The sequence below is a fragment of the Mycobacterium sp. NGS29 genome, assembly GCF_059812965.1.
Window position 1 is genome coordinate 65,678 of the sequence record NZ_JCALDR010000017.1, and the last position, 19,771, is coordinate 85,448.

16 protein-coding genes are annotated in these 19,771 nt (G+C 64.5%); 9 read left to right on the top strand and 7 right to left on the bottom strand.

The window, feature by feature from the left end:
* Positions 1-34: 34 nt before the first annotated feature.
* Positions 35-187, top strand: a complete 153-nt coding sequence (locus AC5Y5Z_RS20485) for a DUF8730 family Cys-rich protein (protein WP_499918733.1) — start codon at positions 35-37, stop codon at positions 185-187.
* Here AC5Y5Z_RS20485 and AC5Y5Z_RS20490 read toward each other — a convergent pair whose 3' ends face one another.
* A complete protein-coding gene (locus AC5Y5Z_RS20490; protein ID WP_473138779.1) occupies positions 188-1,228 on the bottom strand; it encodes a phosphotransferase family protein in 1,041 nt (346 codons plus the stop codon).
* Positions 1,221-2,435, bottom strand: a complete 1,215-nt coding sequence (locus AC5Y5Z_RS20495; RefSeq protein WP_499927183.1) for an acyl-CoA dehydrogenase family protein — start codon at positions 2,433-2,435, stop codon at positions 1,221-1,223. The genes AC5Y5Z_RS20490 and AC5Y5Z_RS20495 overlap by 8 nt, the downstream gene beginning before the upstream one ends.
* A 146-nt stretch (positions 2,436-2,581) precedes the next feature.
* On the opposite strand from AC5Y5Z_RS20495, the gene AC5Y5Z_RS20500 reads away from it, so the two are divergent.
* Positions 2,582-3,826 (top strand): adenylate/guanylate cyclase domain-containing protein, encoded by a 1,245-nt coding sequence (locus AC5Y5Z_RS20500; protein WP_463826404.1) that lies wholly within the window; start codon positions 2,582-2,584, stop codon positions 3,824-3,826.
* Positions 3,827-3,847: 21 nt separating this feature from the next.
* Here AC5Y5Z_RS20500 and AC5Y5Z_RS20505 read toward each other — a convergent pair whose 3' ends face one another.
* Entirely contained in the window at positions 3,848-4,480 is a 633-nt protein-coding gene (locus tag AC5Y5Z_RS20505) for a TetR/AcrR family transcriptional regulator (RefSeq protein ID WP_499927185.1), read from the bottom strand.
* 91 nt (positions 4,481-4,571) lie between these two features.
* Between AC5Y5Z_RS20505 and AC5Y5Z_RS20510 the strand changes: the two genes are divergently transcribed.
* Positions 4,572-5,258, top strand: coding sequence for a DUF998 domain-containing protein (locus tag AC5Y5Z_RS20510; RefSeq protein ID WP_473138783.1), 687 nt, complete (start codon positions 4,572-4,574; stop codon positions 5,256-5,258).
* Positions 5,255-6,727: a PPE family protein gene (locus AC5Y5Z_RS20515; protein ID WP_499927187.1), complete on the top strand. Its 1,473-nt coding sequence runs from the start codon at positions 5,255-5,257 to the stop codon at positions 6,725-6,727. The genes AC5Y5Z_RS20510 and AC5Y5Z_RS20515 overlap by 4 nt, the downstream gene beginning before the upstream one ends.
* A 38-nt stretch (positions 6,728-6,765) precedes the next feature.
* Here the strand turns inward: AC5Y5Z_RS20515 and AC5Y5Z_RS20520 are convergent, their stop codons facing one another.
* Complete coding sequence (locus AC5Y5Z_RS20520) at positions 6,766-9,003, bottom strand: NADP-dependent isocitrate dehydrogenase (protein WP_463826408.1); 2,238 nt, start codon at positions 9,001-9,003, stop codon at positions 6,766-6,768.
* Between the two features lie 963 nt (positions 9,004-9,966).
* Here AC5Y5Z_RS20520 and AC5Y5Z_RS20525 point away from each other — a divergent pair.
* The 5 genes from AC5Y5Z_RS20525 (at position 9,967) to AC5Y5Z_RS20545 (ending at position 16,662) form a co-directional block, all read left to right on the top strand.
* Positions 9,967-12,609 carry a cytochrome b5 domain-containing protein gene (locus tag AC5Y5Z_RS20525; protein ID WP_499927189.1) on the top strand — a complete coding sequence of 881 codons (2,643 nt, stop codon included), beginning with the start codon at positions 9,967-9,969 and terminating at the stop codon, positions 12,607-12,609.
* Positions 12,596-13,948, top strand: a complete 1,353-nt coding sequence (locus tag AC5Y5Z_RS20530; RefSeq protein ID WP_499927191.1) for an FAD-binding oxidoreductase — start codon at positions 12,596-12,598, stop codon at positions 13,946-13,948. The genes AC5Y5Z_RS20525 and AC5Y5Z_RS20530 overlap by 14 nt, the downstream gene beginning before the upstream one ends.
* Positions 13,945-14,505 carry a hypothetical protein gene (locus tag AC5Y5Z_RS20535; RefSeq protein WP_463826411.1) on the top strand — a complete coding sequence of 187 codons (561 nt, stop codon included), beginning with the start codon at positions 13,945-13,947 and terminating at the stop codon, positions 14,503-14,505. Before AC5Y5Z_RS20530 ends, AC5Y5Z_RS20535 begins: the two co-directional genes overlap by 4 nt.
* Positions 14,506-14,709: 204 nt before the next feature.
* Complete coding sequence (gene miaA, locus AC5Y5Z_RS20540; RefSeq protein WP_499927193.1) at positions 14,710-15,669, top strand: tRNA (adenosine(37)-N6)-dimethylallyltransferase MiaA; 960 nt, start codon at positions 14,710-14,712, stop codon at positions 15,667-15,669.
* Between the two features lie 42 nt (positions 15,670-15,711).
* Positions 15,712-16,662 carry an alpha/beta fold hydrolase gene (locus AC5Y5Z_RS20545; RefSeq protein ID WP_499927195.1) on the top strand — a complete coding sequence of 317 codons (951 nt, stop codon included), beginning with the start codon at positions 15,712-15,714 and terminating at the stop codon, positions 16,660-16,662.
* On the opposite strand, the gene AC5Y5Z_RS20550 is transcribed toward AC5Y5Z_RS20545, so the two are convergent.
* The 3 genes from AC5Y5Z_RS20550 to AC5Y5Z_RS20560 are packed head-to-tail and all read right to left on the bottom strand — an operon-like array spanning position 16,638 to position 19,738.
* Positions 16,638-18,254: an FAD-binding protein gene (locus AC5Y5Z_RS20550; protein ID WP_499927197.1), complete on the bottom strand. Its 1,617-nt coding sequence runs from the start codon at positions 18,252-18,254 to the stop codon at positions 16,638-16,640. The two genes, AC5Y5Z_RS20545 and AC5Y5Z_RS20550, sit on opposite strands and share 25 nt — an antisense overlap.
* 25 nt (positions 18,255-18,279) lie before the next feature.
* Positions 18,280-18,927 (bottom strand): hypothetical protein, encoded by a 648-nt coding sequence (locus tag AC5Y5Z_RS20555; RefSeq protein WP_473138791.1) that lies wholly within the window; start codon positions 18,925-18,927, stop codon positions 18,280-18,282.
* 37 nt (positions 18,928-18,964) lie between these two features.
* Complete coding sequence (locus AC5Y5Z_RS20560) at positions 18,965-19,738, bottom strand: PP2C family protein-serine/threonine phosphatase (RefSeq protein WP_463827812.1); 774 nt, start codon at positions 19,736-19,738, stop codon at positions 18,965-18,967.
* Between the last annotated feature and the right edge of the window lie 33 nt (positions 19,739-19,771).

The window sequence follows — 19,771 nt, forward strand, 5'->3', positions numbered from 1 at the left end:
TAGCGGTGGCGCCAACGCGTTTCAAGGAGATTCTATGTGTCGTGCGGTGCAATGCCCGGTCTGTGGAAAGACCACGTGGGAGGGGTGTGGGGAGCATGTGGCGGAGGTACGCCAGTCGGTGCCTCCTGACCAGTGGTGCGACGGGCAGCACGCCGGTCGTCCGGCTGCGCAGACTTCAGGCCGGTAGTCAGCGCCCGAAGATCCCTGCCGCAGCGGCGATTTCACATGCCATGCGCACGGTCGCGTCGATCCGGTCGGTGGTCGGTGCTCCGGAGGCGGCCCTGTTCTGCGGCTCGTCGATGCCCCGGCGCATGACGCCTTCGGCGATGATCGCCAGCTTCCACAGTCCCAGCGCGTGCCAGTACTGCACCGCGGCGGGGTCGCGGCCGGTCTCGTCGATGTAGAGCCGGGTCATCTCCGCGCGATCGGGAAAACCCGGCAGTGTGGTCGGCTCGAAGTCGTTTTTGGTCGTTTCCCCGGGCTCCAGCCAGTAGGTGAGCAGGCTGCCCATGTCCGCGAGCGGATCACCCAGCGTGGACAACTCCCAGTCCAGAGTCGCGATCACGGCCCCGGTCTGCGGCGAGGTGATCAGGTTGCGCAGATGGTAATCACCATGCACCAGGCTGACTTCGCGTTGCTCGGGAATGCAGGCCGAGAGACGGGCGGTGAGATCGTCGAGTTCGGGGATGTCGCGCGTCTTCGACAGCTCCCACTGTCCGGCCCAGCGCTTGAGCTGGCGCTGCGCATACGGCTTGTGGCTGGCCAGATCCTGTAGGCCCACCGCCGCGAGGTCGACGGCGTGGACCTTGGCCAGGGTGCGCGGCAGGGACAGCGCGATCTGGCGGCGCTGCTGCGGTGTCAGCGCCGCCGCGACCGCCATCGTGTCCACCACCAAACCGTCGACGAACTCCATCAACACCCACGGTGCGGTGGTGAACTCCGGATCGGTTGTCACGCCCAGTATTCGGGGGACCGGCACGTCGGTGTCGGCCAGCGCCGCCATGATCCGCGCCTCGCGCACCACATCGTGGGCCGAGGCCAGCAGGTGACCCAGCGGCGGGCGGCGCAGCACCCAGGCCTGCCCGTCGGCATCGCTGACGCGATAGGTCAGGTTCGACTGCCCGAGTCCGATCCGCTGAAAGCGCAGCGGACCGGTGGCGTCGATGCCCAGGGTCACCAGCCAGCGCGACACCGCCGCGGCGTCGACGCCCGGGATGTCCTCAGACATCGTTGCGGTACTTGCGCAATTCCTGACTTGCGATGGCCCGCTTGTGCACTTCGTCCGGGCCGTCGGCCAGTCGCAGTGTGCGCAGATGCGCCCACGCCATCGCCAGTGGGAAATCGTCGGTGACACCGCCACCGCCGTGCACCTGGATGGCGCGGTCGACGATCTTCAACGCGATGTTGGGGGCGGCAACCTTGATGGCCGCGATCTCGGTGCGCGCCTCCTTATTGCCGACGGTGTCCATCAGATGCGCGGCTTTGAGCGTGAGCAGACGGATCATTTCGATGTCGATACGCGCCTCGGCGATCCAGTCCCGGATATTGGCGTTGTCGCTGATCGGTTTTCCGAAGGTGACGCGAGACTGGGCGCGCCGGCACATCAGCTCCAGCGCGCGCTCGGCCATGCCGATGGCCCGCATGCAGTGGTGGATGCGGCCGGGGCCCAGCCGGGCCTGGCTGATCGCGAAACCCTCGCCCTCCCCCTTGAGCACATCGGTGGCCGGCACCCGCACATCGTCGAAGTCGATCTCGGCATGTCCCTCACGATCCTGGTAACCGAAGACGGACAAGTTGCGTCGCACCGTGATGCCCGGCGCGTCAATCGGCATCACCATCATCGACTGCTGCCGGTGCGGGGCGGCGTCCGGATCCGTCTTACCCATCACGATCAGCACCTTGCAGTTACGGTGCATTCCGTTGGAAGCAAACCACTTCCGGCCGTTGAGCACATAGCCGTCACCGTCGCGGACCATCGACATTTCGACATTGGTGGCGTCCGAACTCGCCACCGCCGGCTCGGTCATCGCGAACGCCGACCGGATCTTGCCGTCCAGCAGCGGTTTGAGGTAACGCTCCCGGTGCTCGTCGGTGCCGAACAGCGTGAGCACCTCCATATTCCCGGTGTCCGGGGCGCTGCAGTTGCACGCCTCGGACGCCAGATGACTGCGGCCCATGATCTCGGCCAACGGCGCGTACTCGAGGTTCGTCAGCCCCGGTCCCCACTCGGGGTGCGGGTGAAACAGGTTCCACAATCCCCATTTTCGCGCTTCGGACTTGAGATCCTCCAGGACGGGCGGGTGGAAGTGCGGGTCACCGGCCTCCCGCATCTGCTCGTCATAGATCGTCTCCGCCGGGTAGACGTGGGAATCCATGAACTCGCGCAGATCGGCCTGGTACTGCTGGGCGCGTTCGGAGATATCGAACAGGGACATGAGAACTCCTCACGAAGTGCCGGTGATTGCATTGTGCGCCAGTCTTCGGATCCTGCTGCGGCCGAGGTGGTGCAGGGTTGACCGGCAACACCGTGGACCCGTTGAATCGAAGGTCTCCGCCGTGTCGACGGCGTTACGCTGCCACCATGACGCTCGGACCGCGATCGCTGGTCGTGCCTGGTCTGGGCCGGCAGCACGGTACGCCGCCGGATGTTGCGCCCTCGTCGAAACGTATTGCCCGACAAGAGCGGGTGCTGACCGTGGCGACCCGGATCGGTGCGATGGTCAGCGGCTTCTTCAGTGTGCTGTCGATCTTCATCGGTCACGGTGGGTTGTGGATCGGCGTCGTCAGCGCGATCGGCACCGCGCTCTATCTGTCGATCCCGTTGCTGTACCGGTTCGGTACGCTGGTCGCCCCGCTGACCTTTCTCATGGTGGGTTACCTGCTGATCCTCATCGTGACCTTGCGTGTCGGCACCGGATCAGGGATGCAGTTCTACTTCCTGGTGGCGGCGACGTTGATCGTGTTGGTGCTCGCCGTCGACCATCTGAGACTGGCCGTGCTGATGGCGGCGCTGGGCGCGGTCCTGACCGTCGCAACCGAACTCTTGGTGCCGGAAAGAACCGGCGTACAACCGGATTGGGCCTACACCTTCGGATTCGTCATCACCGTGATCTCATCGTGGGTCATGGTGGTCGCGACCATCTGGTATGCGGTACGTGAGGTCACCCGTGCCGAGCAGGCCATCGAGGCCGAATACGAACGGTCGGAGGCGCTGCTGGCCAACATCCTGCCGGCGCAGATCGCCCAGCGGCTCAAAGATCCGTCCCGGCCGGTGATCGCCGACAAATACGACGACGCCTCGGTGCTGTTCGCTGACATCGCCGGTTTCACCCGGCAGGCCAGCGACACTGCGCCCACCGAACTGGTCGGCTTCCTGGACCGCCTGTACACCCAATTGGATGGACTCGTGGATCGCCACGGCCTGGAAAAGATCAAGACCAGTGGTGACTCCTACATGATCGTCAGCGGTGTACCGGAACCGCGACCCGATCATCTGCAGGCGCTGGCCCGCCTGGCGCTGGACATGGCGGCCGCGGTCGCGGATCTGACCGACATGCGCGGCAGGGCGGTGCCATTGCGCATCGGCTTGGCGGCGGGGCCGGTGGTGGCCGGTGTGGTGGGGGCGCGAAAGTTCTTCTATGACGTGTGGGGGGACGCGGTCAACGTGGCTTCGCGGATGGAAACCACCGGCGTCGAGGGACGAATTCAGGTGCCCCAGGATGTCCACGAGCGGCTCAACGGCACGTTTCTGTTCGAGGAGCGCGGCGACGTCGACGTCAAAGGCAAAGGCGTGATGCACACCTGGTACCTGGTCGGCAGTCGGTAGCCGATGTCAAGCGCTGCCCAGCTAGTTAGCCGGTGTCTCGTCGGGCATTGCGTAGAGCTCCAGGTATTTCGTCAGCGCGCGCTCGCCCTCGGCGAACACCGCGCGAGCCCGGCCGGGGCCGGCGCGGTGCGACAACTCCAAGACGTGATCACCGAGTTCGACGGCCATGGTGGTCACCAGGAGGTCGGTGTCGGCGCGCAGTAGCCGCCATTCGATGAGGGCGGCGTGCAGCGCTTCGGCGAAGCGTGCCCGGCGTTGCTGCGGGTCGGCGATCAATCCCCGGGAACGACTGAGGTAGAACAGATTAGCCAGCTGCGGGTGGGTGTCCAGGTACTCGCGGTGAAATTCGAACAGCGCATGGATCACTTCCCCCAGACTGGCCGGCGCCAACGCGGACAACACCATGCTGCCTTCGGCGTCGCGGCGGTCCAGCAGGTCGGTGAGGATCTCCTGCAACATCGCGTCCCGGTTCGGGAAGAACTGGTAGACGGTGGCGACCGGGATCCCGGCGCGCTCGGCGATCGCGCGGGTGGTGACCGCTTCCTCGCCGCCGGATTCGAGCAACTCCAGCGCGGCAGCCAGCATCCGCGCGACGCGCTTTCTGCTCCGTTCCTGCACCGGCTGACGCCGACGCAACGCATTGTGGGTGGCCACCGGAATATCGTTGCACAGGGTCGAACATGAACATCATTCATGTTATGTTCGGTTAGGTTTGGCTAACCAAGTATTCCGAGAGGGTACCGCGATGACGTTGCAGGCTGAGGTGGCCGTCCGCGCCCCGCGCCTGGCCGCGACCCTGTTGTGGGCCGGCGTGGTCGCCGGCGTCTGCATGACCGTGACATCGTGCCTGTTGGCTGCCGTGCGGCCTGGATTCGACATCCGCCGCCACCCCAACAGCCTTCTGGTGCTGGGTGATTGGGGGTGGGTGCAGACCATCGACATATTGGTCTACGGTGTGCTGCTGGTCGCCTTCGGAGTGGGTGTCGGATGGTCCGCGTGGCCGCAGCGCTCCGGGGTGGTGGCTGCGGCCGGGCTGGTGGGTTACGGTCTGGGCGCCGGCCTCATCGTCGGTCTATGTCCGCCGGAGCCCGCTTTCGGCTTCCCGCCGGGAACGTCCGGCGGGTTCCCCGGTTACGACGCGTTGAGCACGTCCGCCAGGATCCACGGCATCGGCGGCATGATCGGATTTCTCGCGGTCACCGTGGCATGTTTCGCCTTCGCCCGGTACTTTGCCGGGGCCGGTGATCACCGGTGGGCCGCGCTGTCGGCACTGGTGGGGATCTCGGTGCTCGCGGTCTGCGCCTATCTGGGTGTCAACGCTTCGGCTCGGGCCGACGAATTCGATTACGTGCCAACATGGGTCGGCAGCCTCGTGCTGTGGCTCTATGTTTCCGCGGTCGCCGGCAGACTCCTCGTCGGATCGCGGCGATGACTGCGCCGCTGTGGGCGGCTGTGCCGCCCGAGGTGCACTCGGCGCTGCTGTTCAGCGGGCCCGGGCCCGGCGCGATACTCGCCGCGGCTGCCGCCTGGACCGCGCTGGCACGCGAGTATCTGGGCGCTGCAACAGAATTGAGCACCTTGCTGGAGGTGGTGGGGGGCTCGTCCTGGCAGGGATCGACCGCCGAGCGATATCTCGCCGCACACGCGCCGTATCTGGCCTGGCTGGCCGCGCAGAGCAGCAACAGCGCCAACACCGCTGCCCAGCACGAGGTCGCGGCTGCTGCCTACACCGTGGCGCTGGCCACCATGCCGACACCGGCCGAGCTGGCGGCCAACCATGCGGTGCACGGCGTGTTGGTGGCCACGAACTTCTTCGGCATCAACACAATTCCCATCGCACTCAACGAGGCGGACTACGCGCGAATGTGGATCCAGGCCGCCACCACAATGAGTACCTACCAGGCGGTGACCCAGACCGCGGTGGCGGCAATACCGGCCGACTCGCCGGCCCCGCCGGTGATCGCCGCAGCCGAAGCGCAGTCCTTGGCGCAAATCTGGAACGACATCCTCGACGCGTTGGCGCCCACCATCCTGACCTTTCCGGCTGGGCAGGAAACCCTGGATTTCTTGCGCAACCCACTCAATCTGATTCAGGCGTTCCTGGTCGACTTCGCCGCCAATCCGGTTGTGGCACTGACGACCTGGGGCCCGATAATTTTTGTGATCAGCTACAACTTCTGGGGTTGGCCGCTGTGGTGGACGCTCTACGGGATGCTCCTGGCGTCGCCGCTGCTGATGGCCGCCGCGGTCGGGCTGGCCGGACTCAGCGGGTTGGCCGCCCTGGCGGTGCCGGAACCCGCATCGGTGCTGCCCGATGCCGCGGGCGATTCGCTGCCGCACCAGTCCGGATCCAATCCGTTCCCGATGGCGTCGATCGCGCCGATCACCGGAATCGCGGCACCCGCGACTACCCCGACCGGTCTGACCGGTGTCGGTGGTCCCAGCGCGGCACCGCTGCCGGGGCCGCCGGCGGCAGTGCCCTATGCGGTCGGCGGTATGGACCCCGACCAAGGCGTCGGCCCGACCCTGACCGACCACACGGCGGCAAAGGCACCCGCTGCGGATCATGCGGCCGTGGCATCCGCGACGGCGGTCTCGACCGCAGCGCAGCGGCGCAAGGCCCGCCGCCGTCGCGCGGCCGACGTCAAGGACCGCGGATACGTCTATGAATTTCTGGATTCCGATGAAGCGACGCCGGCTGGCCCGGAACCGACAGAGCTCGGTGCAACCGCTTCGGACCGGGGTGCCGGTAGGGAGTTCGGCTTCACCGGCACGCACCATACGTCTGGGGCTATCGAGCCCGCCGGAATGACCGAACTGGCCGCCGACTCATTCGGCAACGGGCCGCCGCAGCCGCTGCTGCCCACCACGTGGACCGACGAGACGCACCCGCCGCGCTGACGCCCGGAACTCCATCGCTCCGGGCGGCAGGCCGGCGGTCATTCCCGGGCGTCGGACAACGCGTCGTTGAGCGTCTTGCTCGGCCGCATGATCGCTGCGGTCTTCTCCGCATCCGGGTAGTAATAGCCACCGATGTCGGCCTCTTTACCCTGAGCTTCGTTCAGCTCGGACACGATCTTGTCCTCGTTCTTGGCGAAGACCTCCGCGAGTTTGCCGAAGTGCTTCTTCAGGTCCTCGTCATCGTCCTGATCGGCGAGCTCCTGCGCCCAGTACATCGCGAGGTAGAACTGGCTGCCCCGGTTGTCGAGTTCACCGGTCTTGCGCGACGGGCCCTTGTTGTTCTCCAACAGCTTGCCGATCGCGGCGTCCAGGGTCTTGCCCAGGATCTTGGCCCGCTCGTTGTCGGTCTTGATCCCGATGTCCTCGAAACACGCCCCCAGCGCCAGGAATTCACCCAGTGAGTCCCAGCGCAGGTGGTTCTCCTCCGTCAACTGGTGAACGTGTTTGGGTGCCGAGCCGCCGGCGCCGGTTTCGTACAACCCACCGCCCTTCATCAGCGGCACGATCGACAGCATCTTGGCGCTGGTGCCCAGCTCGAGGATCGGGAACAGGTCGGTGAGGTAGTCGCGCAGGATGTTGCCGGTGGCAGCGATGGTGTCCAAGCCTCTGATCAGGCGCTCGAGCGTGTATCGCATGGATCGCACCTGGGACATGATCTGGATGTCCAGACCTTCGGTGTCGTGATCCTTCAGATAGGTGTTGACCTTCTTGATCAACTCGTTCTCATGCGGGCGGTAGGGGTCCAGCCAGAACAGCACCGGCATGCCGGAGTTACGTGCCCGGTTGACCGCGAGCTTGACCCAGTCGCGAATCGGCTCGTCCCGCACGATCGGCATGCGCCAGATGTCGCCTTCTTCGACGTTCTGGCTGAGCAGCACCTCGCCCGTTTCGAGGTCGACGATGTTGGCGACCCCGGCCTCGGGAATCTCGAACGTCTTGTCGTGCGAGCCGTACTCCTCAGCCTGCTGAGCCATCAGCCCCACGTTGGGGACAGTGCCCATGGTGACCGGATCGAACTGTCCGTTGGTCTTGCAGAAGTTGATGATCTCCTGGTAGATGCGGGAGAAGGTGGACTCGGGGTTGACCGCTTTGGTGTCCTTCTGCCGCCCGTCGGCGCCGTACATCTTGCCCCCGGCGCGGATCATCGCCGGCATTGACGCGTCGACGATCACGTCGCTGGGGGAATGGAAGTTGGAGATGCCCTTGGCCGAGTCGACCATCGCCAGCTCCGGCCGGTGTTCGTGGCAGGCGTGCAGATCCCGGATGATCTCGTCGTGCTGGGACGCGGGCAGCGACTCGATCTTGTCGTAGAGGTCGACCAGTCCGTTGTTGACGTTGACGCCCAGTTCGTCGAACAGCTCCTGGTGTTTGGCGAAGGCGTCCTTATAAAAGATGCGCACCGCATGCCCGAACACGATCGGGTGGCTGACTTTCATCATCGTCGCTTTGACATGCAGGGAGAACATCACGCCTGTTTTGTGCGCGTCCTCCATCTGTTCTTCGTAGAACTCGCACAGCGCCTTCTTGCTCATGAACATGCTGTCGATCACGTCGCCGTCCTTCAGCGACACCTTGGGCTTGAGTTCGATGGTCTCGCCACTCTTGGTCTCCAGCACCATCTTCACGTCGCATGCGTGGTCCACCGTCATGGACTTCTCGCCGTGGTAGAAGTCGCCGTGCTTCATCGTCGCGACATGTGTGCGCGAGGCCATCGACCACTCGCCCATGCTGTGCGGATGCTTGCGCGCGTATTCCTTGACCGCCTTGGGTGCGCGACGGTCGGAATTACCCTCCCGCAGAACGGGGTTCACCGCGCTACCCAGGCAGTTGGCGTACTTGGCGCGGATCTCCTTTTCCTCGTCGGTCTTCGGGTTCTGCGGGAAGTCCGGAATCTTGTAGCCCTTGCTCTGCAACTCCTTGACCGCTTTAACCAGCTGCGGCACCGAGGCACTGATGTTGGGCAGCTTGATGATGTTGGTGTCGGGATGCTGGGTCAGCTTGCCCAGCTCGGCCAAGTTGTCCGGAACGCGCTGGTCTTCGTCGAGTTCGTCGGGGAACTGGGCGAGGATGCGGGCCGCCAGCGAGATGTCACTGGTCTTGATCGTGATGCCGGCCGGCTCGGCGAACGCACGCACGATCGGCAGAAAGGCGTAGGTCGCCAGCAGAGGCGCCTCGTCGGTCAGCGTGTAGATGATGGTCGGCTGCTCGGCGCTCATGCGTGTTCTCCCGGCGTCAGTGTCGGACAGATTGTGAAAGGCTCAGTTCATCGTCAGCCACGTAACCGACCCTAACGTACGGGCGACTTCCGGGTCCGACCCCGACAGGGGACTCTAAGCGGCCACCGATGAACTTCGCGGCGGTGTATCGAGCCCGCGGCAGCAATGGCAGGTGCATCCGCTCGCGCCGCGGGCCGGACTGGGGCCGGGCGGGCCCACCCGGAACGCTGGTGCATTGCCCAAAAGACGGTGGCGCCAGCTCTTTTGGTGAAGTGCGCCGGCCTGGTCGGCGCAGCTGTCCAGATCGCGAAACATTCAGGCAATTCACGAGATCCGGTTGCGGTGATGTGGACCACATGTTTATAGTTCCGTCCGTCCCGCTCAGATTCAGCACCTGAGCCGGGGCCACCCCTCGCTCGAATCTCCCTCTAAAGGAGATCGAGACACGTCGGCATTCCCCGTAGGAAGGCCGATCCCAGCTGCAGCGTCGGCGTCGGTAACCGCTCTCAACGAGGGCCGACGGTCGAATTGCGCGTACTCGGCCCTCCCTGAAAAGGAGGCCCGGGATTTCTTCGCGAATTTCCTGCCTCTCTCCGGGGGACAGGTGTCCCGAAAACTTGCTATTCGTGGAAAGTGAGGTTATTCGGCCCTTGTCCAGAAAACAAATAACTCCGCAGGTCCGGCGGGCGTGGCGATAGGAAACGCTGCGTCAGATATGAAGAATCTATGAGTATTCGCGGGACGACAGAACTTTGCGCCACTAAGTACTGGATACTCGAGCAATGCGGCACCCAATGAAGAGTTTCGCCCGGCAACCGACAGCGAGACGAGATATGCGGTCCCGCAGCAGAACTGGGTAGCAACACGCGCAGAAATAGTGCCTGACCTCGCGTTTGGCAAGCACCGATATCGAGCAGTTTTTACACCCGCTGGTCTCCACTGAGAGGTGTTATTGTGCCGCCCTTGACCCCTGTCGAATCATTGTTGAAAGACAGTGCGACCGATGTTTACGGCCACCGTGGATTTATCAGCCAGGACTACGAGTTTCTGCCCCGGGAACCGCTACCGCGATGTCTGCCTGCCCAATGGCGGGTTTGGGACGAATTCCTGGCTGAAATCCCTTCCTGGTATCGCGCCGGTCAGGTGTGCCGGAATTTGATGAGCCTGCCCGCGCTGGATCCCACCGGGCTGCCGGACAAGTATCTGGTTCGGGCGAACATGGTCCTGGGCGTCCTTGCCCTCGGGTTCAAATACTGCTGGCAGGAGATGGACGAAGGCAGTCAGCGTCTCCATGCGGGCACCCTGGTGCCTACCGTCGGCGACAGTGTGCTGGCGCCTGTGCAAGCGCAGGTGATGCAGCCTTGGCAGGCAGTGTGGCGGCGAATGGGACGGCATCGGTCCTGTGTGGAAAGTGACTTGTTTGTCGCCAACTTCGTGTGGGGCGGGGATGAACGCTACACACCCGAACGCGTCAGAGGCGACAGCTGCCGGTTGCTCGCGCCATTCTTTTTATCGAGGACCGAACACCAGTTCTGGTTTTCCGTCATCGAAATCTGCTCCCGTTTCCCCGGTGTCAGTGCTCCCTTGGCGATTCAACGCGCTATGCAAGCCGAAGATCATGCGGGTGTGGCAGGACAACTGGTCCGACTTGCGCGGATCTGGCAAACGCTGGTCGAGGAAGTGCTGGCCTCGGCCGACACCCGGGTCAGCGCGGTCGAGTGGGGAAATACCACCGCACGGTGGACAGCAGCGATGTCCGAAGGCGAGGAGGGCTTTTCGGGGCTGTTCGCGCCCGCCTGGCACGTCATGGACCAGCTGATCGGGCGCACCAAGTACACCTCGTTTCTCGGACAGATCATGACGAGAACACGTGCAATGCTGCCGCCCGCGTGGCGGGAATTGATTGCCGCCGTAGGTGATATGCCCGTGTCCGAGTACGTCGCGACGCATCGCGGGCGCTACCCCGAACTCGACGAGGCCTACCACTTCCTGTGCGAGAGCTACGGGTATTTCTTCCAGTTGCACCACCGGAAAGTGTTCGCCTATTCCTACCAGGCGATTCTCAGTGGTCGGGAGAGAAGCAACGGGGGGATCGAAGGAAACGCCTCGACACCGGGGTGGGAACTGGCGAACCGCCACTTGCGGGTGAGTGCGGCCGAACGACTCAGCGGCTCGCGGCGTGCTCATGCCCATGTGCTCCCGGTGCAGACCGGTGGCTGCACCTCGCGATTGTGGAGGTTGCCGGTACGCGATCTGGGCTGGCTGCCCGGCGACCGCGCGGCCATCGGTATCGAGCACCGGGATGGAACGCGCGCAACGCTTCTGGCGAATTTTGTGCGCCGAGACCCGGGCGGCAACGAAACGATCTTCTGGGCTCCTGTGGTCGACGACATCGCGTCGATTCGCTTCGTAGAGCGCGAACCAGGTGCGTTCTGCCGGCCACCGAAACAACCTTCACCCGTCGTCATCTTCTCCGATGTCGACTGCCTTGGCATGGGGATAGCGCTCGGACAACACCAGAATGCCCGCGCCGCCGCAGTATGGCTGGAAGGGGCGAACATCCCCGCTGAGCTGCGTGCTCTGGTGGACGGGGACATGACCTTGGTATCGCATCCGAACCTGGTTGGTCTCGTGCAGCAGCGCGCGGGCGAGTTGTTTCAGTTACTCGACGGCCCGGCGCACCTCTACGTGTTGGGCGACGCGGTGTTCGTGCGGCGCATTCACACCGCATTGCGTACGGCGATCGCCATGCATTCCGCTTTGGTGGACGACGCGTTCCGACGTCTACGCGAACAGCGGCGACTCCATTTTTGTGTGCAGCCGGCCACGGGCGCGCGGCCGGCCGTGGCGGCCCGCCTGTATCCGTGGGATGTCGCCACCGCAACGGACCCGCGTTGCCGGGTGCGGGTCATCTGTCGAAACAATGTCCTCGACATCACCGGGTTTCTGGCCATCCATATCGGCGGTGACACCATCTTGTCGATGCTGGCCGGGACCGACATCACCAAAGAATTCGAGATTGCGCACGGCTCGGCAGCCAAGACGCTCGGCATGCCCGACGTGTTCGTCGAAGGCGCAGTGGCGCCCATGCCCGAGTCACTGCAACCGCTGACCGCCTTTCTCTACAAAGTGGTCCGGTACACCAATGCATTTGTCGTCACCCAGACCGAGGTTCTCCGGAACAACGAGACCGACAGCTATGTGCAGGCGTGTGGTCTGTTGAGCGCACTTCAGCTCTGGCCCGAAGCGACGATGTGGGGCCAAGAACTGGCGCAATGTCTTGGAATCGACACTCCGCAGCAACACGTTCTGGAAAACCTGTGCAGCTCTCACCACAAGAACATGATTGCCTTCGTCAAGGACTGCCTGTCGGAGCCAACCGGTGTGGCGAACTGGGCGGACCGACTGTCCACCTGCGTTGCCACCTACGAAGATTACGGCCGGATGCTGACCCTGCACCTCTGCGACATATTGCGGGAGGCGTACTTCGAGGGCGCCGTCGCCGTCGGCAAAACCGCGCCCGACCATATCGACGATCTGACGCGGTACGCACAAATTCGGTTCGGCGCCCTCCGGCAGAGCAGGCCTGAGTATGACCGGTGTTGACCTGTTGCGCAGCAATCTCCGTGGCCGACTTCTGGTCAAGGGGGATGACGACTACCCCTCGGCGCGGCGCCTGTGGAACGGCCGTGTCGACAGACATCCCGCAATGATCGTCCAGTGCCGCGGGGTGTCTGACATCGTCGAGGCGGTGCGGTTTGCCAACGCTCGGTCAACGCCGGTTGCCGTCCGCGCGGGCGGCCACGGCGTCGCCGGACACGCGATGATCGACGACGGCATCGTCATCGACCTGTCCGCTCTGAAAGGGATTGTCGTCCATCGCGAGGACAAGACCGCCTGGGCCCAGGCTGGTCTGCTCGGCAGCGAATTCGACCACGAGACTCAGCAATTCGGGCTGGCCACACCACTGGGCACCGTGTCGCACACCGGGATATCAGGACTCACGCTGGGGGGCGGTTATGGTTGGCTGTCCCGGCGCCACGGTCTGGCCTCGGACAACCTCCTGGCCGTCGACGTCGTGACGGCCCGTGGTGAATACCTACGCGCTGACCGCGAGAACCATCCCGATCTCTTCTGGGCCCTGCGCGGCGGTGGCGGCAACTTCGGGATCGCCACCTCCTTCCATTACCGATTGCACGAGGTCGGTCCCGAAGTATCAGGTGGCTCAATAACTTTCGGGATCGCCGACGCGAAGGCCGTCTTCGACTTCTACCGCGAGTTCACTGACCAGTGCAGTGACGATGTCACCATGTATCTCACTTTCATGCAGGTCGACGATCAACGCGTCTGCGTCCTGTCGCTGCTGTCCTACCTGCCTGCCACCGACCATGCACGGCTGGTCGCACGCGTGCGCGCACTGGGCACACCCCTGCGCGACGAGATCGGCAAGATCCGCTACTCCGAGTTGCAGAGCATGCTCGATGCGCATGTGCCCCACGGCAAGCACTACTACTGGCGGGCCGGATATCTGGGCGCGGGATCGCTGACCGCTGAGGCCGCCGCAACACTGCTGGATCAGGTGGACACCATCACCTCACCGCGCAGCCTGGTCTCGGTGGAACACGTAGGTGGTCGGATCAACCACCACGCTCCCAGCGACACCGCATTCCCGCACCGCAGCGCGACCTACAACCTGCTGATCTGCTCGGCCTGGGAGGAGCGGCAGCCGCCCGAGGAACATGTCAGCTACGCCGACGACTGCTGGCAGGCGATGTCGGGTCACATGCTGGGCAAATCGCTCTACCAGAACTATGGCAGCACGGATCCGCGCGCCGTCTACGCGTCCAACTACACCCGGCTCGCGCAGCTCAAACGTGAATACGATCCCGATCAACTGCTCACCGGCAATGGGTTGTTCGGTGCGGTCAAGAAAGGTGATTTGTGAACAAAGCCCCGTTTTACGTCGAGCTGGAAGCACAGCTGCGCGCTGCACTCAAGAAGGGCCTGGCAGACTTCCGGAACAGTAAATACTTCACCTATTGCAGTGAATACCATGACTTTCTCTGGGCCGACGACCGCTATACCTACACCCACCGCAAGCGCCTGCCCCATGCGCCCTACGAATTCGCCGCGCGATACGTAGGGATACCCATGATGAACCTCCTGCTCAAAATGGGCATCTACACCAACACCTGGTTCCCCGGCTATTACGACATCGAAGACGAGTTCGCCAACGGTCGCCAGCCGCCCAAACATCCCAGCGGGCGGGTCTCCCAGATGGTCCTCCTGCATAACACCCCTGCCGGGGTCGAGAAAATGTGCATGATCGAAATAACGTTCCAGATACTGCACACCGACATCGACGGCGACTTCGGCTTCAGGGAGCCCGCGATTTCGATCGTCGAGATCTATTCCGACGAGCCCGAAAAGTATGTGCACGCGGTCGCCGCAGACGACGAAATAGACGACTACCACCTGCTCGGTGAGTCGTGGGTCATCTGACATCGCAACCCGTTTGGAGAGGGTAAGGGGTCCGGATTTCCGGTAGCGCGAGGACCTGATCTTTTGCGAGACGGCCTGGCGATACGACCCATCCGATCCTTTTCTCATTCGGCGTGTGTGCGCTGCACGGAATAGCTGTCGTCGCAGGAAGGCCACTGGAATGCCGGTGCGAAGGGGCGAATGTCCCGACGGGATGGAGCGAGCATGAGGCCGATGGCGATCATCGGACCCACAGGGACTGGCAAGTCCGAATTCGCTCTGCACGTCGCCGAAAGACTCGGTGGCAAGTGTGCTGTGGAGGTGGTGAACGCGGAGGCACCCCGGCTGTATCGGGGCATGGACATCGGAACCGGGAAGTTGCCGTATGCCCAACGCCGGAACATTCCGCATCACCAGATGGACGTCCTCGATATCACCGAAGCCGCCAGTGTCGAGAGGTATCAGCAGGCCGCCAAGGCCGATGTCGAAGCGATCCTCGCCCGGGGTGCGCTGCCGATACTTGTCGGCGGGTCGATGCTGTACGTCCAAGCGCTGCTTGATGATTGGAAGTTTCCCGATACCGACCAAGCGGTTCGCACCCGCTGGGAGCAGCGGTTGTCCGAGGTGGGACCCGCCGAATTGCACCTGGAGTTGGAACGCCGCGACCCTGCCGCAGCGGCCGCGATTCCGATTGCCGACACGCGTCGCACGGTACGCGCGCTGGAAGTGATCGAACTGACCGGCAAGCCGTTCTCGGCCCACGCGCCGCGCATCGGTAAGCCCCGCTGGGACACGGTCATCATCGGATTGGACTGTGACACCCGGAATCTGGATGAGCGGCTGGCCTTGCGCACCAAGCAGATGTTCGACCAAGGTCTGGTCGAAGAGGTGGTTTCGCTGCTGCGGCGCGGATTGGGCAAAAGTGTCACCGCCTCACGTGCCTTGGGTTACGCCCAGATCATCGCTACCTTGCGTGAGGGCGGCGATGCCAGCGCGTTACAGGAGGCCCAGCGCAGAACATCCCTGGCCACTCGTCGACATGTGCGCCGACAGCGGTCCTGGTTCCGGCGGGATCCCCGCGTGCACTGGCTCGACATCAGCGACGGGACCTTGTCCGGCCGTCAAGACACGATCGACGCCGCGTTGCGGACCTGGCTGGCGGGTCGGCCGGCACGATTCAACTGATCCGGGCGGCCGTATCACCCACCGGCGCGACACAATGTTTCGATGCGCATATCGCAGACCAGGCCGGGTATTGCGCGCCTCGCGGTGATCTCGGCGGTCGCCGCCCTGCTCGCCGGCTGCTCACATACCAGTCGCCCGACGATGCCGCCGCTGGCGCCCGGCGACATCGCCGGCCCGGTCGACATCGGCAATGGGCGACATCTGTATCTAGAGTGCCGCGGTCAGGGCACGCCGACGGTGATTCTGGAATCCGGATACCACAACTCGTCCGACCCGTGGAGCAAGTCCGACGCCACCGCACCGGCGACCGGCCCGGCCGTGCTGCCCACCGTAGCCCGCGAACATCGCGTCTGCGCCTACGACCGACCCGGCACGCTGCGCTATGCCGATCCTCCCGTCGTCGGCGACAGCAGTTCGCCGCTCCCGATGCCGCGCACCGCGCGCGACGTGGTCACCGACCTGCACGTGCTGCTCGACGCGGCGCACGTGCCGGGCCCGTACGTGCTCGCCGGGCATTCGCTGGGCGGTGTGTTCGCGCGGCTGTACGCCCAGACCTACCCGGAGCAGGTGCGGGCGGTGGTGTTCGTCGACGCGTTCGGGGTGGAGATACCCGAGCTGATGGGGTCGGACTGGCCCGATTACCGGCGGGAGTTGGACACGCCACCCGCGCAACTGCGGGATGCCACGAACTTCGAGGAGATCGACATCGACGCCAGCGTCGCGCAGGTCGCCGCCGCTCCCGGTTTCCCGGCCATCCCGGTCGTGGTGTTGACCCGGACCGAGCCGTTTCTGATACCGCCGGACCTCGCCGGGGACAAAGCAGCCAAGCTCGAACAGGCCTGGCGGGACGCCACGTCGACATTGATCGCGCTGCGACCGCAGACGCCGCACCTGGTGGCGACGGGAAGTGACCACTTCGTTCAGATCCACCAGTCGGATTTGGTTGCGGCCGGTATCGAGCTGGCGATTCAGCGGTCGGCCACCAACCGCTGAGTGGCGGCGTGGGAACCGGCGCGACGGCCACCGAACACGCAGTCGGCCAACGACAAGCCGCTGACGTAGGAATTCGAGCAGACGCCGGTCGCTGTGCGTCCCGCGCTGTACAGCCCGGGAATCGCCGCGCCTGTCCCGTCGAGTACCGCGCCGGTGCCCTCGTCGATGCGGATGCCGCCGAGGGTGAGCATCGGAGTGGGGTTGAGCAGGTTGGGCCGGATGGAGATATTCAGCAGCCGGTAGGGCGGCTCACCGATGCGGCGCACAAAGTCGGAATGCTTCCCGGCTGGGTCTTCTCGGCCGGCGTCGATGGCATCGTTGTGCGCGGCGACGGTGGCCACCAGCCCGTCGGCATCGATCCCGGCCGCGTGCGCGACCTCGCGCAACGAGGCGCCCTTAACCGAGTCGAACAGCATCAGCGCCGCGGACTGACCGCGCTGAAACCACAGCGGCTGCTTGATCATCTGGCGCCGCGCCTCTTTCATCAGCGCCGCGTCGACCAGGATCCAGCCCTTGGCATTGTGGTCTCGCACCATGGCGCGACCCAACGCCGCGCCGTAGCGGCTCTCGTCGATGATTCGCCGCCCGTGTTCGTCGACGATGATCGCACTGAGGAAAGCGCTTGGCGGCGTGATGAATCGCCACGCCGAGATGTTGTCCATCCGTTCGGTCACCGCTCCGACGCTCTGGGCCAGCGCGATCCCGCTGCCGTCGTCACCGCTGGTGCCCAGCTGCAGTCCACCCAGGTACTGCGGCGCGAACCGCTGCACCCAGTCTCGGTTAGCCATGTAGCCGCCCGCGCAGAGGATCACGCCGCGCCGAGCTTCGATCAGAACTGTTCTGGCATAACGTCGTTCGAGCTTGCGCAGCCGTCGTTCCATTGCGGTCCGTAGCGGCGGGTAGTACACCCCGGGTTTGGTCGACAGATCCGCCAGTTGGGCATACAACCGGCGGACGCGGGGCGGCGCGTAATGCATCGTCATCGCTTCCACCCCGGTGACCCGACCAGCGGAGTTCTGCACCAGCTTCGTCACCCTGGTCTGCGGGTGGAATCGAACACCGAGTGCCACTGCCGATTTGGCTAACGGGCCATACATTTTCTTGCCGGAGGTGCCGTTGCCCTTGACGCGGTGCCCGCGCTGCACGGGTGGGGTTACCCGGCGGAACGCACCGGCGTTCTCACTGCCCGAGTGATACAGGTAGTAGTGGTTGTTCGGATAAGAGGTCTTGTACGGGCATAACGTGGAGTCGAACGGCACGCCGTAATCGGTCAGCCACTGGATCATTTCGGGGCTGCCGTGGACGAATGATTCCAGGGTCTGCGGGCTGACCGCGTCGCCGACTTCGAGGCGCAGGTAGGTCAGCATCTGCTCGAAGGTGTCGCTGACCCCGGCCTGCTGCTGGACCCAGGTCTCGCCGCCGGCATAGATGATGCCCCCGGACATCGCGGTCGAGCCGCCGCCGTTGGCACGGTCGACGGCGACGACTTCGGCGCCCTGTTCGCGGGCGGCGATGGCTGCGCACGTTCCCGCCGCACCGAAACCGACCACTACGACGTCAGCGGAATCAACGAACCGCTCGTCATCAGCCATTGCTGCCATCCCGGTTATGTCTGGGTTACCTGGGTTCGACTGTAATCCGAAGAGCCGCTGCGGGACTGGGGCCGATCGCGTTGTGGGCGGCGTCGGTCCTGGTGACGTGGACAGCGCCGTCACCCTTGCCGACGGTGAAGTCCTGCTGCGCGTCGAGCTGCAACTCGAACTGATAGTTGATGATCTGCCCGGCCTTGATCCCGAACGGCGGGGCGAATGTCTGCAGGATGAAGTCCATCCCGCCCGCTTCCCGGTTGTACGGGGCCGCGACCCATTGCTTGGTGTTCGGGTCCAGCATGCGCAGCGACCCGAGTGGCATCATGTGCTGTTCGGGTGAGCCACACCCGCAGTGACCCAGTGAGACCACCAACCCGACCTGAGTCATATCAGTCGGTGTCGTGTTGAGCAGCGCGAGGTTGAAGGACAGCGGCGGTCCGCCCGGCGTGACGGTTGTACCTGCTTGCGGCGCAAGGGTTATGGACAGGCCGTCCGCTGTTCCGTGCCGCCCGGGACCGTCGGGGGCAGACGTGGTGGCCTGAGTGGTCGTAGTGGCTGACGTGGTGGTCGTGGTGGTGGTGGTGGGAGTTGGCCGGTCCGGTGTTGAGCAGCCGCTGAAGGCCGCGGCCAGTGCGGCTACAACGGCGATGACCGCGAAACGATCTTTGCTGGCCATTCGTGTCCCCTTCCCCGGCCGGACTCCGTAGGCAACGCTATTGATCGTCGTCCGGAATATTGACAACTAACGCGGTGATGTTGTCCGGCCCGCCCGCTTGGTTGGCGGCATCGATCATTGCCGCACACGCGTCGGCGGGTTCGGGGTGCGATGCCAGGATCTGGCGCAGCGACGCGTCAGCGAGGACACCGTGTAACCCGTCGCTGGACAACAGGATCCGGTCGCCGGGCCGCAGATCCACCTCGGAGGTCTCGGGCAACGGGCGCGGCAGCATCGCCACATGCCGGGTCAGCGTCGCACGGGAGGGGTGGTGCTCGGCGTCCTCGACCGATACCTTGCCCGCGTCGATCAGATCCTGGATCACGCTGTGGTCGTGCGTCAGTTGTTGTATCTGCTGGTCGCGGAACAGGTAGGCCCGGCTGTCCCCGAGGTGGACGAGTAGCGCGCGGGACCCCGCGATCACCACGGCCACTACCGTCGTGTTGGCTCCGACGGCACGGGGGTCGGTGGCTGCGAATGCGCGAAAGTCGTTGCAGTAGTCGGTTACTGCGCTGCCCAGTGACTCCGCCGTGGCATCATCGGCCGGCTTCAGGTGCCGGGCGACGTAGGTGGGCAACAACTCGACGATCAGGTGCGCGGCCAGCGCGCCGTCGCTGCTGCACGCCACACCGTCGGCAACCATGAACAGGGACTGATCCGGGTCGGCTCCCCAGTGGTCCTGATTGGTGCCGCGCAGCCGGCCGATATCACTGAGACCCGCGTGCTGGATCGCCGTCACTGGGCGCCGTTGCGATGCCTTTGAGTCATGCACCGCTCCTTCTCGGACAGCCCCCGGGATACTGGG